This is a genomic window from Marinobacter piscis, assembly GCF_007671655.1.
GTDB lineage: Bacteria > Pseudomonadota > Gammaproteobacteria > Pseudomonadales > Oleiphilaceae > Marinobacter > Marinobacter piscensis.
On sequence record NZ_VCGX01000003.1, the window covers coordinates 410,042 to 435,466 of the forward strand.

General features: G+C 55.1%; 22 protein-coding genes and 1 tRNA gene. 14 read left to right on the forward strand and 9 right to left on the reverse strand.

Going from position 1 to position 25,425, the window contains the following annotated elements; all coding sequences use genetic code 11:
* Window positions 1–18: 18 nt before the first annotated feature.
* The 11 genes from rseP (at window position 19) to FFI95_RS12815 (ending at window position 12,072) form a co-directional block, all read left to right on the forward strand.
* Complete coding sequence (rseP, locus tag FFI95_RS12765) at window positions 19–1,365, forward strand: RIP metalloprotease RseP (RefSeq protein ID WP_144823109.1); 1,347 nt, start codon at window positions 19–21, stop codon at window positions 1,363–1,365.
* A gap of 44 nt (window positions 1,366–1,409) precedes the next feature.
* Complete coding sequence (bamA, locus tag FFI95_RS12770; RefSeq protein WP_144823110.1) at window positions 1,410–3,728, forward strand: outer membrane protein assembly factor BamA; 2,319 nt, start codon at window positions 1,410–1,412, stop codon at window positions 3,726–3,728.
* A gap of 48 nt (window positions 3,729–3,776) precedes the next feature.
* Complete coding sequence (locus FFI95_RS12775; protein WP_144823112.1) at window positions 3,777–4,271, forward strand: OmpH/Skp family outer membrane protein; 495 nt, start codon at window positions 3,777–3,779, stop codon at window positions 4,269–4,271.
* 48 nt (window positions 4,272–4,319) lie between these two features.
* Window positions 4,320–5,345, forward strand: a complete 1,026-nt coding sequence (gene lpxD / locus FFI95_RS12780) for a UDP-3-O-(3-hydroxymyristoyl)glucosamine N-acyltransferase (protein WP_144823114.1) — start codon at window positions 4,320–4,322, stop codon at window positions 5,343–5,345.
* An 11-nt stretch (window positions 5,346–5,356) separates the two neighbouring features.
* Window positions 5,357–5,794: a 3-hydroxyacyl-ACP dehydratase FabZ gene (gene fabZ, locus FFI95_RS12785; protein ID WP_144823115.1), complete on the forward strand. Its 438-nt coding sequence runs from the start codon at window positions 5,357–5,359 to the stop codon at window positions 5,792–5,794.
* On the forward strand, window positions 5,794–6,585 hold the full coding sequence (lpxA, locus tag FFI95_RS12790) for an acyl-ACP--UDP-N-acetylglucosamine O-acyltransferase (RefSeq protein WP_144823117.1): 792 nt from the start codon (window positions 5,794–5,796) through the stop codon (window positions 6,583–6,585). The genes fabZ and lpxA overlap by 1 nt, the downstream gene beginning before the upstream one ends.
* A gap of 19 nt (window positions 6,586–6,604) precedes the next feature.
* Window positions 6,605–7,786: a lipid-A-disaccharide synthase gene (gene lpxB, locus FFI95_RS12795; protein ID WP_144823118.1), complete on the forward strand. Its 1,182-nt coding sequence runs from the start codon at window positions 6,605–6,607 to the stop codon at window positions 7,784–7,786.
* Window positions 7,786–8,475, forward strand: coding sequence for a ribonuclease HII (gene rnhB, locus FFI95_RS12800; protein WP_144823120.1), 690 nt, complete (start codon window positions 7,786–7,788; stop codon window positions 8,473–8,475). The genes lpxB and rnhB overlap by 1 nt, the downstream gene beginning before the upstream one ends.
* 67 nt (window positions 8,476–8,542) lie before the next feature.
* Window positions 8,543–8,619 (forward strand) — tRNA-Met (locus FFI95_RS12805).
* Between the two features lie 194 nt (window positions 8,620–8,813).
* Window positions 8,814–11,225 (forward strand): Lon protease family protein, encoded by a 2,412-nt coding sequence (locus FFI95_RS12810; protein ID WP_144823122.1) that lies wholly within the window; start codon window positions 8,814–8,816, stop codon window positions 11,223–11,225.
* Complete coding sequence (locus FFI95_RS12815) at window positions 11,197–12,072, forward strand: universal stress protein (RefSeq protein WP_144823123.1); 876 nt, start codon at window positions 11,197–11,199, stop codon at window positions 12,070–12,072. Before FFI95_RS12810 ends, FFI95_RS12815 begins: the two co-directional genes overlap by 29 nt.
* 49 nt (window positions 12,073–12,121) lie before the next feature.
* Here FFI95_RS12815 and FFI95_RS12820 read toward each other — a convergent pair whose 3' ends face one another.
* Complete coding sequence (locus FFI95_RS12820; protein WP_144823125.1) at window positions 12,122–13,021, reverse strand: LysR family transcriptional regulator; 900 nt, start codon at window positions 13,019–13,021, stop codon at window positions 12,122–12,124.
* 136 nt (window positions 13,022–13,157) lie between these two features.
* Between FFI95_RS12820 and FFI95_RS12825 the strand changes: the two genes are divergently transcribed.
* The gene (locus FFI95_RS12825) at window positions 13,158–13,793 is read left to right on the forward strand and encodes a quinone oxidoreductase family protein (RefSeq protein WP_144823127.1); all 636 of its coding nucleotides are present in this window, start codon (window positions 13,158–13,160) and stop codon (window positions 13,791–13,793) included.
* A 48-nt stretch (window positions 13,794–13,841) separates the two neighbouring features.
* Window positions 13,842–14,540: a pirin family protein gene (locus FFI95_RS12830; RefSeq protein ID WP_144823128.1), complete on the forward strand. Its 699-nt coding sequence runs from the start codon at window positions 13,842–13,844 to the stop codon at window positions 14,538–14,540.
* A gap of 15 nt (window positions 14,541–14,555) precedes the next feature.
* On the opposite strand, the gene FFI95_RS12835 is transcribed toward FFI95_RS12830, so the two are convergent.
* The 4 genes from FFI95_RS12835 to tmpA all read right to left on the reverse strand — a co-directional run bounded on the left by FFI95_RS12835 (window position 14,556) and on the right by tmpA (window position 19,259).
* Entirely contained in the window at window positions 14,556–16,376 is a 1,821-nt protein-coding gene (locus FFI95_RS12835; RefSeq protein ID WP_144823130.1) for a bifunctional diguanylate cyclase/phosphodiesterase, read from the reverse strand.
* 138 nt (window positions 16,377–16,514) lie between these two features.
* Window positions 16,515–17,360 carry an EamA family transporter gene (locus FFI95_RS12840; protein ID WP_144823132.1) on the reverse strand — a complete coding sequence of 282 codons (846 nt, stop codon included), beginning with the start codon at window positions 17,358–17,360 and terminating at the stop codon, window positions 16,515–16,517.
* Between the two features lie 142 nt (window positions 17,361–17,502).
* The gene (locus FFI95_RS12845; protein ID WP_144823133.1) at window positions 17,503–18,090 is read right to left on the reverse strand and encodes an HD domain-containing protein; all 588 of its coding nucleotides are present in this window, start codon (window positions 18,088–18,090) and stop codon (window positions 17,503–17,505) included.
* Window positions 18,090–19,259 (reverse strand): 2-trimethylaminoethylphosphonate dioxygenase, encoded by a 1,170-nt coding sequence (gene tmpA / locus FFI95_RS12850; protein WP_144823135.1) that lies wholly within the window; start codon window positions 19,257–19,259, stop codon window positions 18,090–18,092. The genes FFI95_RS12845 and tmpA overlap by 1 nt, the downstream gene beginning before the upstream one ends.
* Before the next feature lie 133 nt (window positions 19,260–19,392).
* Between tmpA and FFI95_RS12855 the strand changes: the two genes are divergently transcribed.
* Window positions 19,393–20,268, forward strand: coding sequence for a LysR substrate-binding domain-containing protein (locus FFI95_RS12855; protein WP_144823137.1), 876 nt, complete (start codon window positions 19,393–19,395; stop codon window positions 20,266–20,268).
* Window positions 20,269–20,284: 16 nt separating this feature from the next.
* Here FFI95_RS12855 and FFI95_RS12860 read toward each other — a convergent pair whose 3' ends face one another.
* From FFI95_RS12860 to FFI95_RS12875, 4 genes are read right to left on the reverse strand one after another with little or no spacing between them, the layout of a single operon-like run.
* Window positions 20,285–21,904: an ABC transporter ATP-binding protein gene (locus FFI95_RS12860; protein ID WP_144823138.1), complete on the reverse strand. Its 1,620-nt coding sequence runs from the start codon at window positions 21,902–21,904 to the stop codon at window positions 20,285–20,287.
* Window positions 21,901–22,764, reverse strand: a complete 864-nt coding sequence (locus FFI95_RS12865; protein ID WP_144823140.1) for an ABC transporter permease — start codon at window positions 22,762–22,764, stop codon at window positions 21,901–21,903. Before FFI95_RS12865 ends, FFI95_RS12860 begins: the two co-directional genes overlap by 4 nt.
* Before the next feature lie 2 nt (window positions 22,765–22,766).
* Window positions 22,767–23,723 (reverse strand): ABC transporter permease, encoded by a 957-nt coding sequence (locus FFI95_RS12870; protein WP_144823142.1) that lies wholly within the window; start codon window positions 23,721–23,723, stop codon window positions 22,767–22,769.
* A gap of 3 nt (window positions 23,724–23,726) precedes the next feature.
* Window positions 23,727–25,325 carry an ABC transporter substrate-binding protein gene (locus FFI95_RS12875; RefSeq protein ID WP_144823144.1) on the reverse strand — a complete coding sequence of 533 codons (1,599 nt, stop codon included), beginning with the start codon at window positions 25,323–25,325 and terminating at the stop codon, window positions 23,727–23,729.
* Window positions 25,326–25,425 lie beyond the last annotated feature (100 nt).

Here is a 25,425-nt window from a genome sequence, read left to right on the forward strand (position 1 = left end):
CGTTTAACCAGGAATGCTATGCAGATAATTCAGACGGTACTCGCGCTTGCGCTCACACTGGGGATACTTGTAACCCTGCATGAGTACGGCCATTTTTGGGTTGCGCGTCGGTGCGGGGTGAAAGTACTGCGTTTTTCCGTGGGCTTCGGAAAACCACTGTTTTCATGGCACGATCGTCACGGCACCGAATTTGCCATTGCTGCCATCCCGCTGGGTGGCTACGTAAAAATGCTGGATGAGCGCGAGGGGCCGGTTCCCGAAGCGCTCAGAGATCAGGCGTTCACATCAAAGCCACCCTCCCGGCGTATTGCAATTGCCGCTGCAGGTCCGCTAGCCAATTTTCTCTTCGCTATTTTTGCCTACTGGGTACTCAGTGTGGTGGGTGTTACCCATATTGCGCCGATTGTAGGCGATGTGGCCAGCGACAGTATCGCCCAGAAGACCGGGCTGCAGCAGGGGATGGAAATCCATGCAGTAGACGGGCACCGGGTGAGCTCCTGGCGCGACGTTAACATGCGTATTCTTGAGCGTGCTGGAGAGCAGGGTCGGATTACTCTGGATGTCTCCAATGCAGGGGCACGCGGTTCTCTCAGTGGTGAACTGGGAGGCTGGAACCTGAGCGACGACACCCCCGACCCGCTCGGAGAGTTCGGGATCACGCCCTGGCGGCCGGACGTTCCGGCTGTACTGGGTCAGATCGCAGAGGGGGGCCGTGCCCAGGCAGCCGGCCTGGAAGTCGGAGACCGTATTGTGGCTGTGAATGACCAGCCAGTCTCAGGTTGGTTTGAGCTGGTTGACCGTATTCGCCAGGCGCCCGGACAAACGCTGTCCGTGACCTTTGAGCGCTCAGGCTCAGAGCAAACCGTGCAGCTTACACCGGCAGAAAAGCAGGACAATGGACAGGTAATCGGATTTGTCGGCGCCGGAGTCAAACCGGTGACATGGCCCGACAGCGTCATGCGGGACGTTCGTTACGGCCCGCTGGCAGCTATTCCGGTCGCATTGAATGAAACCTGGGCCGACACCCGCCTGACACTGGTTGCCATTAAAAAGATGGTCACAGGGCTGTTGTCGCCCAGTAATCTGAGCGGACCGATCACCATTGCCAGGGTGGCTGAGGCCAGTGTGAGTTCCGGGTTTGAGGATTTTGTCCGCTTTCTTGCGTACCTCAGCGTTAGCCTGGGTATCCTGAATTTATTGCCCGTTCCGGTTCTGGATGGTGGTCACATTGTGTATTACACCATTGAGGCTGTGCGGAGAAAACCGCTTTCAGAGGCAGCCCAGGCCCTTGGATTACGAATTGGTATGGCAATGATCCTCACATTAATGGTGTTTGCTCTTTACAACGACCTGATGCGGTTGTGAGAATTGCGGACTCCTTACGCGCATTAACCAGGCGAAATAATTGAATGAGACGTTCTCTTCTAGGTTTAGCCGTTGGCCTCGCTGTTGCCGCAACCGGCATGACGCCAGCATTTGCAGATGAATTTACGGTTGCAGATATTGAAGTGGAAGGCTTGCAGCGTGTTTCTGCAGGTACCGTGTTTGCTGCACTTCCAGTCAATATAGGTGAACAGATAGACGAAGCCGAACTGGCCGATACGATAAAGTCTCTGTTTCGCACCGGCCTTTTTACCGACATTGAAGCCAGCCGGGATGGCGGCATTCTCATCCTCAGTGTGCAGGAGCGGCCTTCGATTACCTCGATAGAAATCGAAGGTAACAAGAACATCGAAACCGACATGCTGATGGACGCACTGGCAGGGGCAGGATTGCAGGAAGGCCAGGTTTTCCGGCGGGCAACGCTGGAGCGGCTGGAACTCGAGATTCTGCGTTCCTACATTAGCCAGGGTCGTTACAACGCTCGGGTAAAAGCCACGGCTGAAGAGTTGCCGCGTAACCGTGTTGCCATTCGTCTGGACATCAACGAGGGAACGGTCGCAGCGATCAAGAGCATCAACCTGGTGGGTAACCAGGAGTTCAGTGACGAGGAACTTCGTGACTTGTTCGAGTTGCGTACCAGCAGTTGGTGGAACTCGCTGACCAATTCCGATAAGTACGCCCGTGAACGTTTGAGTGGTGACCTGGAAACCCTGCGCTCATTCTACCTTGATCGTGGGTATCTGGATTTCAGTGTTGAGTCCAGTCAGGTATCTATTTCGCCGGATAAGCGGCAGGTCTTTATTGCTATCGCCATGGACGAAGGGCCGCAATATACAATCTCGGACATCAAGCTTCGGGGTGACCTCATTGTTGAGGAAGAAGAGCTGAGAAAACTGATTCCGGTAGAGGTGGGCGATGTATTCTCCCGTGCCCGCATGACGTCGATTTCGGAAAATCTTTCGTTTCGTCTGGGTAAAGAGGGCTATGCCTTTGCCAGCGTGAACGCGGTACCGGAGCCGGGCGACGATAACACAGCCGCGGTTACGTTCTTTGTTGAGCCGGGCAAGCGGGCTTATGTACGTCGTGTTAACTTTGATGGCAACGTCTCTACCCGGGACGATGTACTGCGTCAGGAAATGACCCAGATGGAAGGAGGCGTGGCCTCTTCGGACCGGATCGAGTTTTCCAAAACCCGTCTCGAGCGTCTGGGCTTTTTCAAAGGCGTTAATGTAGATACCGTGCCTGTGCCGGGAACGGACGATCTTGTAGACGTTAACTACTCGGTGGAAGAGCAACCCACCGGCAGCCTCTCTGCGTCTGTCGGGTTCTCTCAGGATTCCGGCGTTATCCTTGGCGCCAACGTGTCTGAAAACAACTTCTTTGGTACGGGTAAACGGGTTTCATTTGGCGTAAACGTCAGTGACTCCGTTAAAAGTGCCAATGTGTCCTATATGGACCCTTATTACACCGTGGACGGTGTAAGCCGGGGCTACAGCCTGTTTGCCAGAGAGACAGACTTCGAGAAAGAAGATATTACCTCCTATCTGCTGGATGAATACGGCGGGCGACTGACGTTTGGCTACCCGACCGATAACATTACCCGGCTGAATTTTGGGGCAGGGTATACGCTCTCCAAGCTAAAAGGCGGCGTGTATACCGCAAGGGAAGTAACAGACTTTATTGAAGAAGAAGGCGATTCCTTTAATAACTACTTCCTGTTCGGTAGCTGGCGTCGCAGCACGCTGAACCGTGGGGTTTTACCTACAGACGGTTACAGCCACTCGCTGTCGCTGGACGTTGCCGTGCCTGGCAGTGATCTGACCTTCTACAAAGCGACTCATAAGACAGATTTTTACTTTCCGATCACGGATAATAACCGTTGGGTAGTACGTACCAGAACCGAGATTGGCTATGGGGATGGCTACGGCGACCGCACGGTAATGCCGTTTTACGAACACTTCTATGCCGGCGGCTACGGCTCGGTTCGGGGCTATCAGGCCAACTCACTGGGTCCGCGTGCAACCCGGGCAGAAAATGACTATTCGGATCCCGATCCCTTCGGTGGTAACCTCCTCACCGAAGGTTCGCTGGAGCTGATTTTCCCAACGCCGTTTGCCGGCGATACCCGCTCCATGCGCACAGCGTTCTTTGTGGATGCCGGTCAGGTGTTTGACCCCGACCGTGATTATGACCCGGAGCTGGGTGAGTTGCGTTTGTCGGCGGGTATAGGGTTTCAGTGGATTACGGCCGTTGGCCCACTGGCGTTCAGCCTTGCCAAGCCGCTGAATGATGAGTCTGGTGACGATACTCAGGTATTCCAGTTCTCACTTGGCCAGACATTCTGATAAAGACAGATGAGAAATAATAAACGAACGAGATTCAGGAGACCCAAGATGTTCAGAACTCTGTTGATATTTGCTGCCGCTATGGCGCTGGCTCTGCCAGCTGCCGCTGAAACCCGGATAGGTGTTGTTGATCTTCGCCAGGCATTGTTTTCGTCCAATGACGCCCAGGCGTTCAGCGAAACCATGAAAAGAGACTTTGCCGGCGATGAAGAAGAAGTCCGTCAGGCACAGGAAGAGGCGCAAAAGCTGAAAGAGCGTCTGGAAAAAGATGGTGCCATGATGAATGAAAGCGAGCGCAATAAGCTTGCCGGTGAATTTCAGGAGAAGGTTAAAGAGTTCAACTTTCTTAAGCAGCGCCTGGACTCAACCGTTAACCAGCGCAAACAGGCATTCCTGGAAAAGGCCCGTCCGGAAGTGGACGAAGCGGTGAAAGAACTGCTGGACGAGAACAACCTTGACCTTATTTTGCCCAGCGAAGCAGTTGTGTACGTAAAGCCGGAAATGAACCTGACCTCACAGCTTCTGGAAAAGCTTAACCGTTAATTATTGCCGGAGGGCCTCCGGGCTCACGAGCGTGTTTTGGAGCGCGTGATGACAGAGAAGTCTTACCGGCTGGGCGACATTGCAAAAGCCTTGGGAGCGGAGCTTCGTGGCGATCCGGACATTCATGTTACCGGCCTTGCCACGCTGCAGGCAGCTGACCCGGAGCAGTTGAGCTTTCTGGCAAATCCGGCTTATGCAAAGTATCTGGCAGACACCCGTGCCGCAGCGGTTATTGTATCGCCAGATGCAGCGGGTGATTGTCCGACCAATGTCCTGTTACTTGATAACCCCTATCTGGGCTATGCTCGCATCAGCCACTGGTTTGACCCGACGCCTGCAGCACCACCCGGCATTCATTCCTCAGCCGTAGTGGATTCCAGCGCAACCATAGCCGCCAGCGCCAGTATTGGTCCGAACGTGGTGGTGGAAGCGAATGCCGCTATCGGAGATCAGGTAAGTATCGGCGCGGGCAGTATAGTCGGCGCCCGGGCCAGTGTGGGTGCTGGCACGGTTATACGCTCCAGAGTCACGCTTGCTCATGATGTGGTTGTTGGCGAGCGCTGCCATCTGCTGAGCGGAGCCGTGGTTGGTTCTGACGGTTTTGGCTTTGCCAATGAAAAAGGGCAGTGGCACAGGATCGCCCAGATTGGCCGCGTTATTCTTGGCAATGATGTTGAGGTTGGCGCGAATACGACAATCGATCGCGGCGCCCTGGATGACACGGTTATTGGGAACGGCGTTAAGCTGGATAACCTGATTCAGATCGCCCATAACGTCCGTATTGGAGACCATAGTGCCATGGCCGCCATGGTTGGTATTGCGGGCAGCACAAAAATTGGCAGCCACTGTGTATTCGGCGGCGCCTCCGGAGTGGCCGGACACCTGGACATTGCAGACCAGGTGCACCTGACCGGTATGACCCTGGTAACCGGAGACATCCGGGAGCCGGGCGTATACTCCTCCGGAACCAGTGCAGAAACGAACCGGCAATGGCGTAAGAACGCCGTACGCTTTCGCCAGCTGGATTCTCTGGCACGGCGCATCAAAGAACTGGAAAAGAAATCAGAGGTCTGAGGCCGAGCACAATGATGTATATGGACGAAATACTGGAATACCTGCCACACCGCTACCCGTTCTTGCTGGTGGACCGGGTAACCGAGATTGAAAAAGCCTCCTCTATCAAAGGCTACAAGAACATTTCATTCAATGAGCCCTTTTTTACCGGCCATTTCCCGGAAAACCCGATCATGCCCGGGGTTCTGATTATTGAGGCCATGGCCCAGCTTTCAGGTATTCTTGGCTTTGTCACCGTAGGGCGAAAGCCTGCAGACGGGCTGATACAGTACCTGGCAGGTACCAGTAAAGTCCGCTTCAAGCGCCCGGTCGTGCCCGGGGACCGCCTGTGTATGGAATCGGAGGTGGTTTCGGATAAGCGGGGAATCTGGAAGTTTAATTGCCGTGCGCTTGTGGATGAAGAAGTGGTATGTGTGGCTGAGATTCTGACCGCGGAGAGAGAAGTTTAATGGCGACAAATGACTGGTCGGGAATTCACCCACAAGCAATAGTAGACCCGTCAGCCAGGCTTGCAGAAGGCGTAACGGTAGGGCCATGGAGTTATATAGGCCCGGATGTGGAAGTTGGTGAAGGTACAGAAATCCTCTCTCATGTGGTGGTGAAAGGGCCAACGGTTATTGGCCGTAACAATCGCGTATTCCAGTTCTGCAGCATTGGAGAAGAGTGTCAGGATAAAAAATACGCCGGAGAGCCTACAAAGCTGACGATTGGTGACAACAACGTTATCCGTGAAAACTGCACCATTCATCGTGGGACTGTTCAGGATAAAGGGGAAACCCGGATTGGCAGTAATAACCTGCTGATGGCGTATGTGCATGTAGCCCATGACTGTGTTGTTGGTGATCACACCATTCTCGCCAACTGTGCAACGCTTGCCGGCCACGTAACGGTTGGTGATTTCGCCATTCTGGGTGGCGGCACCATGGTGCACCAGTTTTGCCATATTGGACCACACAGCATGGCCGCCGGCGGCAGTATCGTGCTCAAGGACATTCCCGCGTATGTGATGGCCTCGGGTCAGTCTGCCGAACCTCACGGCATGAACGTGGAAGGTCTTAAACGCCGGGGCTTTGAAAAAGACGTGCTGATGACTTTGCGCCGCGCTTACAAGGTTATCTACCGGCAGGGCCTGACCACAGAGCAGGCCGTAGAAGTGCTGGAAGAGACCTACGTTGATACGCCGGAAGTGCGCGTACTGATAGAGTCCCTGCGCGGTGCTCACCGCGGCATCATCCGCTGAACAGACTGGAATTCCTTTTATGGGCCTTCCCCTGGGTTCGGTTGTCAGCGGTCGCAGAATCACCATCGCCATCATCGCCGGAGAGGCGTCGGGGGATATTCTCGGTGCCGGGCTTATGCGCGCCCTCCGCATTCGTTACCCGAACGCACGGTTTGTAGGCATTGGTGGTGATGAGATGATCACCGAGGGCTTCCACTCCCTGGTTCCCATGGAGCGGCTGTCTGTGATGGGGCTGGTAGAAGTTCTTGGCCGCATCCGCGAACTTTTCCGTATCCGCTCCCGCCTTCTGACGTACTTCTTTACCACGCCTCCGGATGTGGTTATAGGAATCGACTCCCCGGATTTCACCCTCACCATCGAACGCAGATGCCGCGAAGCGGGTATTCCGTCGGTACACTACGTAAGCCCTTCGGTCTGGGCCTGGCGTCAGAAGCGGATTTTCAAAATCGCCAAATCTGTAGACCTGATGCTGACACTGTTGCCGTTTGAGGCTAGCTTTTACGAAGAGCACCAGGTACCTGTGGCATTTGTCGGCCACCCTCTGGCCGACCGTATCCCTCTTCGCCCCAAAACCGGCAAAGCCCGGGAGGAGCTGGGCCTTGATGAGAACGTCCCTTTACTGGCTATATTACCGGGCAGCCGGGCGGGCGAAGTTGAGCGCCTGGGCACACTGTTTCTGGAGGCGGCCCGCTGGATACAAACCAGACGGCCGGATATCCAGCTGGTTATCCCGTGTGTGAATCGCGAACGGGAGCAGCAGGTTCGTAATCTTATTGAGGCACTGGATGTAAAGCTGGGAGTAACCATTGTAAGAGGCAGATCCCGCGAGGTAATGGCAGCCTCCGACGTTGTCCTGCTGGCATCCGGCACGGCGACACTGGAGGCTATGCTGCTCAAAAAGCCCATGGTGGTGGGTTACCGTTTAAGCAATGCCAGTTACGCTCTGCTTTCCCGGCTGGTGAAAGTTCCGTATGTGTCTTTGCCCAATTTATTGGCGAAACAACCATTGGTTCCCGAACTTCTTCAGCACGATGCAACACCTGAATCGCTTGGATCGGCTGTACTGGAGCGCCTGGAGAATCAGCAGGAACGCGACCGTCTGACCGAAGCTTTCACAGAACTGCATCACACGTTAAAGCAGGATGCTGACGAGAAAGCCGCTGAAGCCGTCTCCGCACTTCTGGAAACAAGAGTTGAGTAATGACACGTAAACCCGAATTACCTCCGTTTGAATGCGCGTATCAGGGCAGGCTGTTAGCCGGCGTTGACGAAGTGGGGCGAGGCCCCCTCATTGGCGCTGTGGTCACCGCTGCGGTGATTCTGAACCCGGACCGGCCCATCGCAGGGTTGGCAGATTCAAAGAAACTCACAGAAAAAAAGCGCAATGCGCTGTATAACGAGATTCTTGAGCATGCAACGGCCTGGTGTATAGGCCGCTGCGAGGCCCGGGAAATTGATCAGCTCAACATCTATCAGGCAACCATGATCGCCATGGAGCGCGCGGTTGCAGGCCTTGAAGTAGCGCCCGAATACGTACTGGTTGACGGAAACAAATGCCCGGATTGGCACTGGCCTTCAGAACCTGTGGTAAAAGGCGATCAGCGGGCTGAAGCCATCAGTGCCGCATCTATATTGGCCAAGGTAACCCGGGACCGGGAAATGGAAGCTCTGGAAGAAATGTATCCCGGCTACGGCCTTTCCCGGCACAAAGGCTACCCAACACCCGTACATCTGGAAGCACTGCGTCGGTTAGGCGCGACACCCGAGCACCGCCGCTCGTTCCGGCCGGTGCAGGAGGCGGTGGAGCAGGTGGGTATGTTCCAGGGCCCGGCTCTGCAAGCGTCTGAAAACCTTTATTATCCTTCAGACCTTTTTGAAAATAGTAATTGACAAGGCGCGTCGTAATCCTTAGTATATGCGCACGTTGATCGGGGCAACCCGGCAACAACCAGTTTGATGCGGGGTGGAGCAGTCTGGTAGCTCGTCGGGCTCATAACCCGAAGGTCGTTGGTTCGAATCCAGCCCCCGCTACCAATTTAAAAGGCAAATCAGTAAGTTACTGATTTGCCTTTTTTGCGTTTGGGGGCCAGAGTTTCCAGCGTACCTAAACCGTGCCCCCCCCCTCTTTATATTCAAACCATAAGCCATCGCTGCTGATATGCTCACCCTGCTCTGATATGGTATTTACATAGGCCCATCCCGGAAACATGGAATCGTAAGGAGCAAGAATGGCTGTACCTGCGGCGTTAACCGAAGACCAGATTTATCATCGCTGCCCGTCTGAGAAGCTGGGCTTTGACACCACCGAAACGCTGGAAGATCTTGAGCTGCCGTTTGGTCAGGATCGCGTGCTGCGGGCGCTGGAGTTCGGGGCCAGCATGACCGCTAAAGGGTTTAATCTGTTTGTGCTTGGGCCCACAGGTGTGGGTAAGCATGAGCTGGTAAAACAGTTCCTGACTAACCATGCGGCCGATAAACCGGTGCCGTCCGACTGGTGCCATGTGTTCAATTTTCAGCACTCAGATAAGCCGGCTGCCATTGAGCTTCAGCCAGGTGAAGGCAGGACGTTCAGGGAGGACATGGACGGCCTGATCAGCGAGCTTAAAACGGCTATTCCGGCGACGTTTGAAAGTGAAGAGTATCAGTCTCGTATTCAGGAATTGCAGGAGGAGGTCACCCAGCGCCAGCAGAAGGCGTTGTTTGCCATTCAGGAAGAAGCGAGCAATAACAATATTGCCATGGTCAGCACCCCTGCCGGTTTTTCGTTTGCTCCCATGCGCAATGGCGAGGTGATTGAACCTAAAGAGTACGAGACATTTTCCGATGAAGAAAAAGAGCTGATTGAAGCCAAGGTGGAAGACCTGCAGAAAAAACTGCAACAGGCTATTCAGCAGGTTCCCCGCTTGCGGAAAGAAGTGCGGGAGCGGATTCACGAACTGAATGAAGAAATGGTGCAGCTCTCGCTGGGCGGCCCGATCGGAGAGTTGCGGGAAAAGTGGAGCCACAGGCCTGCGGTGGTGGCCCATCTTGATGGTGTTCGTAATGATGTGGTGGAACACGCGGAAGCTTTTCAGGACAGTGAAAACGGCGTTCCCGGTGGACTGCTTAACCGGTATCGGGTCAACCTTCTGGTTGATAATGCGGACACTCAGGGGGCGCCGGTGGTTTATGAGGATTTGCCCAACCACCAGCATCTGACCGGGCAGATTGAGCACAGGGCCCACCAGGGTAATCTGTATACCGACTTCACCCTGATTCGTGCCGGCTCTCTCCACCAGGCGAACGGGGGTTACCTGGTTGTGGATGCCCGCCGGCTCCTTACCCAGCCTCTGGCCTGGGAAGGCCTGAAGCGGATCCTGTTCTCCGGTGAAATCCGGATCGAGTCGCTGGAGCGTTTATACGGGCTGGCAACCACCGTGAGTCAGCAGCCGGAGCCGATTCCAATGAACGTGAAGGTGGTTCTGCTGGGTGATCGTATGCTGTATTACCTGCTGTCCCATTACGATCCGGACTTTCTGGATCTGTTCAAGGTGGAGGCAGACTTTGAAGATGAGCTGGATCGTGATGAAGGCAGTTATGCACTTTATGCCCGGATGATTGCCACCATGGCCCGGGCTTCCGGGTTGAAAGTGCTCGACCGGGCAGCAGTGGCCAGAGTGATCGAGCATGCAAGCCGGTTGGCCAGTGACCAGAAAAAGCTTACAGCTCATGATCGGGTTCTGAAAGACCTGCTTGCCGAGGCGGATCATTGGGCGAGCCAGTCTGAAGATGACAGCATTGGTATTGCGCATGTTCAACAGGCTATAGATGAGCGGGAGTACCGCGCCAGCCGTATTCGTGAGCGCAGTCTCGAGCAGGTTCGCCGGGGCATAATGATGATCGCCACTGAAGGCCGGCAGGTGGGGCAGGTGAATGGACTTTCTGTGCTACAGGTTGGCGCCAACCGGTTCGGGCAGCCAACCCGGATAACCGCTACCGCACGCCCGGGTAAGGGACAGGTTGTGGATATCGAGCGGGAGGCCAAGCTTGGCGGCCCCATTCATAGCAAGGCCGTGATGATTCTGTCCCGCTTTATGGCCCACCGTTATGCTCCGATGGGAGAGCTTTCACTGTCGGCCAGCCTGGCATTCGAGCAGTCTTACGGTGGGGTGGAAGGCGATTCCGCCTCGGTGGCCGAGACCTGCGTACTGTTATCTGCCATCACCGGCGTGCCATTGAAGCAGTCACTGGCAGTAACCGGGTCAATGAACCAGCATGGTGAGGTTCAGGCTGTTGGCGGCGTGAACGAGAAAATAGAAGGCTTTTTCAATGTGTGCGCTCAGGCAGGTGAGGTGAATGGCCATGGCGCATTGCTGCCAGCCAGTAACGTAGAGCATCTGATGCTTAATAAGCAGCTTCAGGACGCTGTGGGTGAAGGGCGTTTCAGCGTATACCCACTCAGTCATATCGATCAGGCTATTGAGCTTCTGACCGGCATGGAGGCGGGAATCCCGGATGCAGAAGGCAAGTATCCGGAGAACACGTTTAACCGTTTAGTGGCTGACCGGCTGGCTGAGTATGCGCAAGCAGGTAAGAAAAAAGACGACGACAAGGCAAATCGGAACGGAGGCAATGGTGGCAACAGTAACGGCGACGAATGATCAGCCAGGGTCTACCGTAAAGGCCGGCCGTGTATTGATTTTGCTGGATGGTTCCCCTCTGAGCCTTGCCGCACTGGAAGCCGCGGCCGAGATTGCCTTGGCTCGTAACACCGAGGTTCTGGGTGTTTTTGTGGAAGAGACGAATCTGCTGCGCGCGGCCGGTTACGGATTTGCCCGGGAAGTGGGCGGCAGTTCCGGGCTGGCTCGTCCGCTGGAGGCTGCAGCGCTCGAGGTGCGTCTGCAGGCTCTGGCTGAGCAGGCGCGTCGTTCACTGAAACAAACCATGGCCCGCCGTGGGCTGTCCCAGACCCTGAAACTCTGCCGGGGGCGTGTAGCGGAAGAAGTGCTGAACCTGGTGCAGCCGGACGACCTGGTGGTGCTGGGTCGCGTGGGTTGGTCAGGAATTCCTGGTGGCAGGCTGGGCTCTACCGCTCGTGTTCTGCTACGGCAGGCCCCGGGCGATGTGTTGCTTTGGACCGCGCCAGGACACAGACGCCAGAATCGTGTTGTGGTTTTGCTCAATCATGATCAGGGGGCCAATCACCGTGCCGTTCGTGCAGGTGCAGAGTTGGCTCATCGCAGCAATCAGCCGTTGAGTGTATTGATCCGTGCCAGTTCTGAGGGCGAGCAGGAGGTCGCGCAGGACATACTGAGGTACATGGAGCGTGAGGGCATCAGTGCCCGGGTAAGGTGGATACCGGTTGCCAGTGCCGGCGCCGCGCTGAGGGCCATGCAGGAAGAGGGTGCCAGTCACCTGATCGTCAGCCGTACCTGCAGTGTATTTGCCGATCAGGAAGCGGACACCTTGCTTGCAGGGCTGAACCTGCCGGTAACGGTTACGCCCTGACATCTAGACTGATGTGTGTAAATGCGGCCCATACGCTGTTATACCAGACTTAGTCCCAGTACGGCGGCTCACCAAAATATCCGTCAATAAAGTCGATGAAGCTCCGAACCTTGCTGGCCAGTAGTTGCCGGTGGGCATACACTGCGTAAAGCCCCATGGGTTCGGGCTCGTACTCCTGAAGAATAGCCTGCAGCTTACCCTCCTTGATGGCCGGTCCTGAAATAAACGTAGGCTGCAAGGCAATTCCCGCTCCCGCTATAGCAGCTTCCACCAGTACGTCGCCGTTGTTGCTGGTGAAACCGTTGCTGTCATTCTGGCCATTGTTTTGCAACCACCGGTGCAGAGGCTGGCTGGAGTCCAGTTCAATGTAGCTGTAGCGCAGGTAACAGTGGCCCTGAAGGTCTTCCAGGTGCTTTGGGGTGCCATTTTTTTGAAGATATTCCGGTGACGCACACACCGCCATCCGGATCGGCGCAATTCGCCTGGCGATCAGTGAAGAGCTTTTCAGGTGGCCGATGCGCAGCACCACGTCGAACCCTTCTTCCACCACGTCCACCTTACGATCATTCAGTTGCAAATCGATGCCTACGCCAGGGTGAGCTTTCTGGAACTCACTGAGTAACGGCGCCATGTGGCGAATCGCGAAGGAAACAGGCGCACTGATCCTTAACAGGCCGCGAGCCTCGGTTTGCAGATCACCAACCTGGCATTCCATATCCTCAATATCATGCAACACCTGTTGTGCCCGCTGATGATAGCTGGCCCCCGCCTCTGTTAAATGCAGGCGGCGGGTGGTGCGGTTGAGCAGACGTACACCCAGGTGGTCTTCAAGCTGAGAGACATACTTGCTGACCAGTTGTGGAGACATGTCCAGCTTTTCAGCGGCGCGGGTGAAGGCACCTTCACTCACCACGGTAATGAACGCGCGCATGGCGTCGAGGCGATCCATAGGTCTACCCTGATTCTGAGGCTTTCGTTTCATTATCAACCGTGTGTTGATAGTTATGCGATATTTGCTGGCTGATTCAGTTGATTAGGTGATAGTAAAGTAGGTTCTCAGTTGGGCTCAGTTATCGGGGGTGATTATGCAAGCTTTACAGTTTTCAGAAGCCGGTTCACTTGAATCGTTGCAGTTAAACGAGCTTCCTAAACCAGTGCCTGGCGCTGGTGAGGTTCTGATTGAGGTTCGGGCTGCAGGCCTGAACCCCAGCGACCTGAAGAATGTTCTCGGGCGCTTTCCTTATACCACAGCACCGCGCATTCCCGGCAGGGATTTCTCCGGGGTTGTTGTGGAAGAGTTGCAAGCGCAAGGCGTGAGAGCGTTTCAGTTACGGGATGCGGAGGAATTGCCCGAGCAGACGCAGGCGCACTTTGCGCAGCAATCACCCGAGGTGATTTTCGATACGACGGGGTTCTGGCTGCCAGCGGCAGTTAACACGGTTGGAACGCTCGGGCGCATTGCAGTTATCGCAGCACCGGTGGATGGAATGATCAGTATGCCCATTCTTAACTTGTACCGTCGCGGCGGCTCGGTGATTGGCGTTAACTCGTTGCTTTACAGTCTGGAGGACTGCGCCAGGATGCTTGAACAAATAAACGCGGCATTTGACGGCGCACTCCCGGTACCCGAGAACTTTAGCGAATGGTCACTTTCGGATGCTGTTGCGGCCTACCACAAGGTAAATGAAGGGGGAGCTGAAAAAATCGTTCTGATTCCTTAAGGCAACAGGTTTTATCGTCACGAATTATTCAAAGCAGGAGATTTTACAATGATCGAACTCAGACCTCACAGTGAACTTGGCGGCGCCCACCACGGTTGGCTGGATACACGTCATCACTTTTCGTTCGCGGAATATTACGACCCGAATCGTATGCACTGGGGTAACCTCAGGGTGTGGAATGATGACACAATCGCACCTCACACGGGCTTTCCGCGCCATCCGCACCGGGATATGGAGATCATCACCTATGTTCGCAAAGGCGCCATTACCCATGAGGACAGCCTGGGCAACAAGGGGCGCACGGAGGCCGGCGATGTGCAGGTGATGAGCGCCGGCACAGGCATTGCTCACAGTGAGATGAATGAAGAGGATGAAACCACAAAGATCTTCCAGATCTGGATCATGCCCAATGAAGCCGGTCTGCCTCCCGCTTGGGGCACCAGACCCTTTCCTAAAGGTGAGCGCAGTGGCTCATTTGTCACCCTTGCCAGTGGTATACCCGGCGACGAAGACGCCTTGCCGATACGTACAGATGCTCGCATGGTAGCAGCGACACTGGAAGCAGGCGATAGCACTGAGTACCGTATTGCCGCCGGGCGCAAGGTTTATCTGGTACCGGCAACGGGCAAGATTGACGTTAACGGCGTGATAGCCTCAGCCGGCGACGGTGTTGCGGTCAGCGATGAATCTCTGCTGAACGTCAGTGCCCGGGAGGACAGTGAAATCATCATGGTGGATGTAGCCTGAGTTGCAGGTTTGAAACTACGGGTGCCCCGGTAAATGCTCCGGTAACTTGCAGAGCTGAGCCAGTGGCATGGGCCTGGCAAACAGGTAGCCTTGTAACAAATCACAGTTCCGGCGTGTGAGATCTTCCCGTTGTTGTCGGGTCTCTATACCCTCTGCCACGACAGCCATATCCATGTGGTGGGACATGGTAATAATGCCCTCAACAATCGCGGCGATCCGGTGGTCTGTCGCCGTTTCTGCTATAAAGTTCCGGTCCAGTTTAACCTTGTGGGTTGGCAGGTCGCGCAGATAGCTAAGGCTTGAAAAACCGGTGCCGAAATCATCCAGGGCGACACGTACCCCAAGGCTTTTCAGACTTTGCATGAGCTTGATAACAGGGGCTGTGCCATCCAGAAGCACACTCTCAGTTATTTCCAGTTCCAGCAGCCGTGGTGGCAGTCCGGTTTTCTGAAGTACTCGCTGGACCTCCTGGAAGAAGCCGTCCCGAATAAACTGTAAAGACGAGATGTTAACTGCTACACGCAGAACATGCGCCCGGTTCTGGTTGTAAAAGGCCATCTCGGTACATGCCTGTTCAAGTATCCAGAGTCCTAAAGGCACAATCTGGCCCGTTTTTTCAGCCAGCGGGATAAAGTTTCCGGGGGAAATGATGCCCTGTTCCGGGTGGTGCCATCGTACCAATGCTTCGACGCCGTGCATGCGGCCAGTTAGCGCATCTACCATTGGTTGATAGTAAATCTCAAACTGGTCTTGCTGCAGTGCAGTGTGTAAATCGTGTCTCAGATTGACGTTGTTTTTGCTTCGGCAGACTCTGGGGCTTGAATGCCATTGCCAGGCATTTCGGCCTTGCCGCTTGGCGCGTTCGAGGGCTGCGTGTGCAAACTGGAGTATTTCATGAGGTGTCAGTCGCATATCGTTGCATGCAATACCGATACTGGCGCTGATGTGAACCATTTGTTTGTCTATCTCGATCGGCTGGGACACCTCTGTCAGTATTCGATCTGCCAGGCGGGTTACGTCGGACCGGTTTTGGTGATACGGGACCAGCAGACAGAACTCATCGCCGACCAGCCTTGCCAGCGTTACTCCAGGCCGTACGAGGTTTTGCAAGCGTTCTGCAATAGTGGTGATCACGTGATTACCGGCCAGATGCCCCAGTTCATCGTTAATGGGCTTGAAACCATCCATATTGAGATAGAGCACGGCCAACGTACCCGGAGTCCGGTGGACATTCAGCGCGCGGGCCAGTTCTTGCTCTAACCGGGACTGGTTGGGAAGCCCGGTCAGGCGATCGTGGTTAGCCTGGTAGGCAAGCAGCGCCTCATGCTCCTGGCGAGCTGCAATGTCTATGTGCCGAAGAATTGCCAGGGCTGCCAGAGCTGCGCCCCGCGACAGATTGCGCCTGTCGGCTGTAGTAGGAACCGCCTGCTTGCGGTAATAGGTTGCGAAGGTGCCCAGCAGGTTTCCTTTGGCTGTCAGAATGGGAACTGACCAACAGGCCTGGAGGCCTTCGTCTGCGGCCAGTTGCCTATAACCTTCCCATTTAGGGTCGGTTGCAATACTTTCAGTGATTACCGGTTGTGTTTTGTGTGCGGCACACCCGCAAGTGCCGATATGAGCAGACACTGGAATAGCCTGCATGGCCTGGACATAACGCTCGGAAAACTGCTTGCTGGGGATGAGGCTCAAGGAGTTAGTAGCTGCATCAAATCGCATGATTGAAACCAGCGCACCCGGCATCATATGGCCCACCCAGGCAGCAATCGATTCCAGAATCTCTTCCAGCGGGTGGTGTTGAATAATCAGCTCATGAATCTCTTGCTGAGCGTCTGACATGGGCAAGCCATTTCCTTTAATACACGTTGTGCGCTCCCCCCGCACATAAATAGATACGTGTTGGTATCAGACGTTTTCTGCGGGAGTGCCCGAGTCTGTTTTTAGCGCAAACATGAAAGGGCTGTCCACGCAGTAACCTTACAGATTGCTGAATTGTAACATCGCCACCCCGAACGCGACCAGACAGGCAGCAAAAATACGGCGACCACCCAGGGGCTCCTTGAGCAGGCGGGTACCCAAAATGGCGGCCACAATCACGCTGGTTTCGCGCAGTGCCGAAACATAGGTCATGGGTGTGCTCGACATGGCCCAGACCACAATGCCATAAGAAGCCGTATACATCACGCCGCTTGCAATACCCTGGAACCAGTGATGCCTGATGAATTCCGGCACTTCGCGGCCGTGGCGTGCAAGCACCCACAGGGCCAGGAGCAGTCCGTCCAGGAAAAACATCCAGGCTATGTAGGCCATGGCGTTACCGGTCAGCCGGGAACCCATGCCATCCATAATAGAGTAGGTCGCAACCAGAGCACCAATCACCAGTGCCATCAGGATGGATTTGACACCACCGTTGCCATGGGGAATGCGATAAGCCATCAAGCCTATGGCGAATGAAATAACAGCGATACTGGTTACACCCATAACCGACAGTCTTTCGCCGGCAAGGAGGAAAGCGCCCAGTGCAACCAGGGGAGGAGCAGAACCACGGGCGATGGGATAAAGCAGAGACAGGTCGGCAACCCGGTACCCACTTGCCAGTAGAAGGTAATAGAAAAGATGCACAAACATGGAGGCGATCAGAAAGGGCCAGCTCGCCGGATCAGGGAAGCCAAGATAAAGTCCCACAGGAAGCATGACCAGCGCTGCAACGCCATTGGTGATTGCAAGGCGGATCAGGGGGGCGCCGCCGCTTTTGATCAAGGTGTTCCAGCCGGCATGCATGAAGGCTGAGGCCAGCACTAACCCAAACACCAATGGATCCATGGGAAAACTCCTGAAATCTATACAGCGGAGTCGTAATTACTCCGGGAGAAAGTATGAATGATGGGCAGAGACAGGCTGACCGGGGCAGAGTGCAGCCCGGTCAGAGGGTGTCAGCTGAAGCGTAAGAAGTGGCTGACGGCTGTCAGCTTGCTGTTGCAGCGTGCTGCTGCGCCAGACGCTCGAGCAGGGGAGCAAAGTCTTCAAACGCAGGTGTCTGCATATCGGCAACCTTGCCTTCGTCGTCCCAGACGCGTAGGCGAAGAGCATCTTCGTAGAACTCGTGCTGGCGAAACGCGTCTACCTCGTCCTGGCTCATCGGGCCTCCCTGCACATTCAGCGATTGCACAGAGGCTGGCGAAAGGCGCGAGAAGTAGTTGTCGTTTACGGCACAAAGGTAGCGTTTGGCTGCAACGTGTAACTCAATGGGCTCGGTAACCGCCTTGGGGAAGAACGCTTTGAGTACGTCAGCCCCCGCGCTCTCGTGGTAGTTGTCCTGCCCCGAGGCCAGTGAATCCTCGGGAAATTCACTGGTGTAATGGCCAATGTCATGCAGTAGGGCAGCCGCAACCAGTGTGTCCGGCGCATTGGCTTTTTGCGCCAGCACCGCACTCTGGAGCATGTGCTGTGACATGGTGACTGCCTCGCCCATGTAGGATTCGCTGCCTCTGCGGGCAAAAATGTCTCCGATAAACGCGACGATGTTATCCTGGTCAAGCTTATCAAACGACATCAGGCAACTCCTTCTTGTGCATTTTTACGGTTCTCCAGCACGGCCAGTGTTGACAGCAGGCTGTCTTTATCTGCGTATGCACCCTGAAGCCAGCGGGAACCACTGCTCTCATACCCGATACGTCCGTGGGTTACCCGCGTGTTGTCAACGATAAACAACTCGCCTGGCCGCAGCTTGAAGGTCACTTCCAGTTCCGGACGCTCCATGATCTCCGCAAGCTTGCGGTAGGCGGCGTAGAAGTCCGCCATGTGATCAAAGGGAATGTCGGTCAGCGTTCCCAGTGAGCGGTTGTTGAACCTTACCGCCAGCAACTCCGAGTCCGGCCCCAGTTCAATGATCGGACGCTTGGAGCGCAGGTATACATCGCCAGTACCGGTATAGGTAAAGTTGGCGGGCTGGCTGGCCAGTACCTGAAATAACTCGGGGGCTTCTTCCCGTAGAATTTCAACGGCGCGGAAGCTGTCTACTATAACCGAGTCGCCGCCATCTACAGAGTTTTCCAGGCAGGACAGCAGCTGCAGGGTCGGAACCGGATCGCGGTAGGGGTTGTCGGTGTGTACCTGAAGCCCCAGGCCGGTATAGGCCAGGTTCACGGGGTTTACTTCCGTGCGTACTTCAAAGAAGCGACCGTAGTTGGTGTCGCGTACATACCCGAACAGTTCCACAACACGACAGATAGCCTCGCTTTCAATAGGCATGTCGGTCATTTTAGCCACGCCGTAGCGTGCTATGTCTGCAAGCCAGCCGCGCAGAACTTCAGGGTTATCGCTGGCTTCTTCAAAGCTGGCTACCGGGAGCTCTTCTTGTAGCTCCTGTCCCCACCGGGTAATGGAGGGGCCAGTCCAGGCCGGTACGCTGGCCTCGTCACGAGCCTTGTCGTACCGGTTCTGGTAAAGCCAGTTGCTGTCGAATATAACGGTTTTGTTTTCCGGGCCAAAGGTCAGCTCAAGCTGATTCTGGTCCAGAGCGTTTGCACGTTCGATACGTACATCGCTTGGTAAGTCCTGAATACGGACAAGCCTCTGTCCGTTTCCTGGCGACAGGGTATCCGCGTCTGGCGAATGGTCCCGAAGCCAGATCGAGTGGAAACGGGAGGAACTCCCGTTGCTCCATTCCACTTGCAAGGCCTGGCCCTGCATGAGTATCTCGATATTACTTAAACCCAGCATGTTTTACTCTCTTTACTTGTCTTGTCTAGCGCACGATTCGAATGGTAGAGAGTTTTCTGGCATTATAAAAACAATGGTTTTTGGGTCTTTGGGGTCAAAAAAACAATGACTCAAGTCAAAAAAGGGTGAATTGATGGATGGAGCAGAGTTTGGCAATCATTTGCCACCACTTGGATGGCTGCAGGCTTTTGAGGCAGCCGCCCGGCTGGAAAGCTTTACTCTGGCCGCGGAGGAGCTTGGGCGTTCACAGGCGACAGTCAGTCAACAGATTCGCAATCTCGAGGATAAACTGGGCTCAGAGCTGTTTCACCGGCTGCCCAGGGGCGTAGAGCTGACTCTGGATGGTGCAGCATATCGACCGCATATTTTATCGGCCTTTCGCATTATCGCTGCCGCGACCCGTGATTTATTTGCCACCCAGCGTCGCAGCACTGTAACCATTGCAACGCCGGTCTCCCTGGTGGCCACCTGGCTGGCGCCCCGTCTGCCCGAACTGCAGACCCTGAGCCATCGTTTGAATGTGAACATTGCCACAATCAACCGGCCCGTGGATTACGAAATGGAAAATGCGGATCTGGAAATTCATTACGGCGACGGAAACTGGGCCGGGCTTGACCGGGCTTTACTGGTTGAGGAACGTTTATCACCCGTATGTGCGCCGCACCTGCTCAGAGGTCAGGATGACTGGACGCAGCTTCCGGTTATTGCTCTGGCAGGTGCCAGGGCAGGTTGGTCTGACTGGTGTGCACGAGCGGGAGTGCCGCCACTGGCGATGCCCATGTACCGGTTTGACAGTTTTATCCTGGCGCTGGAAGCGGCCAAGTCGGGTGCTGGCGTTATGCTGGCGTCTCTGCCTTTAGTGGATACGGCCTTAAAACGGGGGGAGTTGGTGCGGTTGTCGTATGTGGAGCTGACTACCCGGTCAGGACACTGGCTTACCCGCGACCAGACCAAACCGGCATCACCTGCAATTGATGCCGTCTGGTCCTGGATGTCGGGTCAGAACTGAGTTCACGGCGACGGCGTTACGCCTCCGCAAGCAGCTTGTTCAGCCATTGCGGGTCCATTTCAGGAACGGAGTTCAGGAGTTTTTGGGTATAGTCCTTATGAGGGGGTGAAAACACATCGGTTTTCCGCCCCTGCTCCACGACCTTGCCTTTGCGCATAACGACCACCTCGTCCGCTATAGCGTCTACGGTGCCCAGATCGTGAGTAATGAACAGGTACGACATACCTATTTCTTTTTGCAGTTTGAGCAGCAGGTTCAGAATCTGCTCGCCCACCAGCTGGTCAAGCGCAGATGTAACCTCGTCACAAATAATCAGATCAGGCTCTGCGGCCAACGCACGGGCGATGCCAACGCGCTGCTTCTGGCCCCCTGACAATTCATGGGGAAAGCGATCAAGAAAGTACTCCTCAAGCTCGGTCATGGCCATCAGTTCTTTCAGGCGCTGCTCCATTTCCTGCCCTTTCAGGCCAAGGTAAAACTGCAGTGGCCGACCGATAATTTCGCGAACCCGTTGTCTGGGGTTCAGCGAGGTGTCGGGCAGCTGGTAGATCATCTGTAAGCGCCGCAGAGTATCCTTTTCTCTGGACTTCAGGGTGGGCGTAAGCGGAGCGTTGTGAAGCTTGATGCCGCCTTTTACAGGCGGTAGCAGACCGGTAACAACCCGTGCGAGGGTACTCTTGCCAGAGCCGGATTCACCTACCAGGGCAACGGTGCGGCCCCGTTCAACCTGTACCGAAATATCCTGAAGCACAGGTACACCAGGCTTGTATTCGGCACTGACGGAATCCACCGACAGCACAACCTCACCGGAGCCCGTGTCGTCTTTGTGCAGATTACGGACGCTGAGCAGCTTGCGGGTGTACTCCTGTTTTGGTTGTTCCAGCAACTGCTCTGTTTTGCCTTCTTCAACCAGTTCACCACTGCGCAGTACCATGATGCGGTCCGCGATTTGGGCGACTACGGCCAGATCGTGGGTTATATAGATGGCAGCGGTGTGGTGGTTGCGGATTGTCCGGCGAATGGCGGTAAGCACCTCAATCTGGGTGGTGACGTCCAGCGCTGTTGTGGGTTCGTCAAACACAAGAATGTCAGGGTGACACGCCATGGAGGCTGCAACCATGGCCCTCTGGAGTTGTCCACCAGAGACCTGATGGGGGTATCGCTGACCAAAGGTTTCCGGTTCGGGAAGGCCCAGTTCGCGATACAGCTCTATCGCCTCGTTTTCAGCGGTTGCCGCATCGGAAACACCATGAGCTACCGCGGCTTCAGTGTACTGGTCAATCAGCTTGTGCGCGGGGTTGAACGCCGCCGCGGCGCTTTGCGCCACATAGGCAATGCGCTTTCCCCGGAACTGTCGCCGTTTACGCTCAGACAGCTTCAGCAGGTCCGTGCCTTTAAACAGTACTTCACCGCTGCTGATGCGCATACCGTCACGGGCGTAACCCATAGCGGCCAGACCAATCGTGGATTTACCCGCGCCGGATTCGCCAATCAACCCCAGAACTTCACCGGCGGCGAGAGAGAGGCTGACAGATTTCACCAGCTGGCGAGTGGCTTTGCGGCCCTCGGTGGAAATAATCAGATCGCGAATTTCCAGGATAGGGCGGTTGGTGGTTTCGTCTTTCTCATCAATCATTTGGATAACCCGCTTGCCTTGTGTGTAAACCAGTCAACGACCAGGTTTACCGCAATGGTTAGTATGGCAATAGCCGCTGCCGGTAACAGGGGTGTCACACGCCCGAACGTTATCAGCATGGCATTTTCCCGCACCATGGCGCCCCAGTCGGCCGTTGGTGGCTGCAGCCCCAGGCCAAGAAAGCTGAGGGAACTGACCAGCAAAAAGATAAAACAGAAACGAAGACCAAACTCTGCAAAGAGGGGGGAGAGAATATTTGGCAGGATTTCGCGGCGAATAATCCAGAGCATTTTCTCACCTCTTAACCGCGCTGCTTCAACGTAATCCATGACGGCTACGTTCATAGCAACGGCGCGAGTCAGGCGGAATACACGAGTAGCTTCCAGGCAACCCAGAATCAGTATCAAAGCAGTGACCGAACTGCCAAAAATCATCAGCAGTAACAGGGCGAAGATAAGCAGTGGAATGGCCATCAGCATGTCAACCAGGCGTGACAAAACCTGGTCTACCCAGCCGCCAACCACTGCGGCCACCATTCCCAGCGCGCCACCGATGACAAACGCCAGGAGGGTAGCCATAAGGGTGATACCCACGGTATTTCGGGCGGCGTAGATAAGACGGCTGTAAATATCACGGCCGAGGCTGTCTGTACCCAGTAAGTGTTCCGCACTCCAGGGTGCAAAGGCATCGGCCACGATAGTGGCTTCGCCGAAAGGAGCCAGCCAGGGTGCAAAAACAATCACAAAAAGGTAAGTGAACAGAACCACCAGGCCCAGGAGTCCTGTGGGTGGAGCTTCGGCCAGACCACTGAGAACTTTGCGCCAGAGAGGAACTTTTTCAGAAGAATGCGTTTTAGTCATCATCATTTCGGGTGCAACAGTCGGGGATTACTGACAATGGAAACCACATCAGCAATCAGGTTCAGAAGAATGTAGGTTGCAGCAAAGATCATGCTGGCTGCCTGTACCACGGGCAGGTCGCGCTTGGCGACGGAGTCCACCATAAGCTGGCCCAGACCCGGATAAACGAACACCACCTCAACCACTACTACACCTGTAATCAGGTATGCCAGGTTCATGACAATAACGTTCACAATGGGCGCCCAGGCGTTGGGCAGTGTATGGTGAACAATGATGCGCCAGGGGCCGAGGCCCTTAAGGTACGCCATTTCAATGTAAGGGCTGGAAAGCAGGTTGATGATGGCAGCCCGTGTCATACGCATCATGTGCGCGCAGGTCACAAACGTGAGCGTAATTGCCGGCAGAATAGTGAGCTGCAGCCGTTCGAGTAACGACTGATCTGCGTCGACTTTAGACATGCTCGGTATCCACCCAAGCTGAACTGATATAAACAGTATCAGCACATAGGCAATGAAAAACTCCGGCATGGAAATAGCTGAGAGCGTGAACATGGACACAGCCCGGTCGACGAGCGTGTTGCGGTAAAGTGCCGCAATAACGCCGAGGCCCAGAGCAAGCGGAACGGAAATCAAAGCCGCGGTTCCGGCCAGGTAAAGGGTGTTTATCAGGCGGTCATCCAGCAACTCCAGCACCGGTTGGCCGGTTGCCAGAGATTGTCCGAGATCGCCCGTCAGCAGCCCTGACAGCCAGTCGAAGTACCGTGACACAATGGGTTGATCCAGCCCGAGCTCCTGCCGAATGGCAGCGACAGCTTCCGGAGTGGCCATCTGTCCCAGTATTTCTGTGGCAATGTCACCTGGCAGCATTTCCACGGCCAGAAATATGACCATGGAGATAATGAGTAACGTAAACAGGCCAAGCCCCAGACGCTTGGCCACAGTCATCAGTAACTGGTTCATAAATTAGCCCTCGAACCACCAGCGCTCGGCGATTCGGTTGCCATCCATGTCCCGGTTCGTTGCAATCTTTCCGTGTCCGACGGCTTTGGTAGCCGCACTGACGTAAGCGGAAAACGCCGGTGCAACCCAGCCACCCTGGTTATGTACCAGAGCCTGCATTTCCGCGTACATTTCCTGGCGTTTGCCAGCATCCAGTTCAGCGCGGGCGGCTTTAAGCAAGGTATTGAAGCGTTCATTCTGCCAGTTGGTGTCGTTCCAGTTGGCGTCCTCCGCGAAGAACTGCGAGAAGAACCAGTCAGCTGTCCCGCGTGGGCTGGAATACGACATACTCCAGGGGCGCTTCATCCACACGTTTTCCCAGTAACCATCAGCTGGTTCACGCTTAACGTTAATATCGATGCCAGCTTTGGCTGCGTGTTCCCGATAGATAACGGCCGCATCAACAGCACCGGTAAACACTGCGTCGGAGGTGCTCAGGTCTACAGAAAGTGAGTTATAGCCTGCTTTTTTGAGGTAGTGACGAGCCTTGTCAGGGTCGTATTGGCGCTGAGGAAGGTCGGCGTAATTGAGGTATGAAGCGCCGATTGGCTGATCATTCGCCAGGCGGCCATAGCCTTTCAGAACACGATCTACAATGTCCTGGCGGTCAATCGCGTGCTTGAGGGCCAGCCGTACGTTGTTATCGTTAAACGGTTTGGCCTGGGTATCCATGGCAAAGTAATAGATCTGGTCGCTGTCGACGTTGTTGATGCTGAGGTTCGGGTCCATTTTCAACAGGTTGACGGTTTTCAGGTCCACCCTGTCCATCGCATCAATCTGCCCGGTCCGCAGAGCGTTGGTGCGTGCTGCAGCGTCGGTAATAGCAAGGAATGAGACCTTATCGAACCACGCCCGGCCAGACTTCCAGTAATCCGGGTTACGGGTAACCACGGCTTCCACACCTGGCTCCAGCTTCTCCAGAATGTAGCCACCTGTACCAATGCCGGCATTGGGATCAACCTTGCCATCGGTCGCCGGCATAATCGCCATATGGTAGTCCGACGTAATGGCAGGGAAGTCAGCGTTTGCGGCTTTCAGATTAAATATGACTGTGTGCGTACCGTCAGTTTCGATGCTTTCAATCGGATCGACAATACCTTTGGCAGCAGACTGGGACTTTTCGCCCCGGTGATGGTTGAAAGTAGCGACTACGTCGGCTGCTTCCAGCGGCTTGCCATTATGGAACGTGATGCCTTTACGCAGCTTGAATGCCCATCGCGCTGCGTCGGGGGCCGGCTCCCAGCTTTCCGCCAGTTCACCAATCAGCTCACCCTCAGGCGTGACTTCGGTCAGGTAGTTGTAGATCGCAAAGCCTACGCTTTGCATGAACACGTCAGAGAATCTGGCCGGGTCAAGACTGTCTGTTGTGGAACCACGGGAAAGGCCCAGGCGGAAATGACCGCCTCGCTTGGGCGATGGGGAAGGGGTGCTACCAAAAGCAGGCAGTGCAAATGCGCCTGCTGTTGCTGAAACAATACCCAGTGCCGCAGCACTTTTCATAAAACCACGCCGCGACAGCATGCCGTTACGGGCATGTTGATCCAAATGCTTACTATCAGTCATGCAAATACCCTTGCTTGTGTTGTGCGAAAATCACGAGAGCAGGGCTGGGTTTGTGCGTGCGGCAGACAAGTTGTTCAAGTTGACCAGATATTGATCTGTA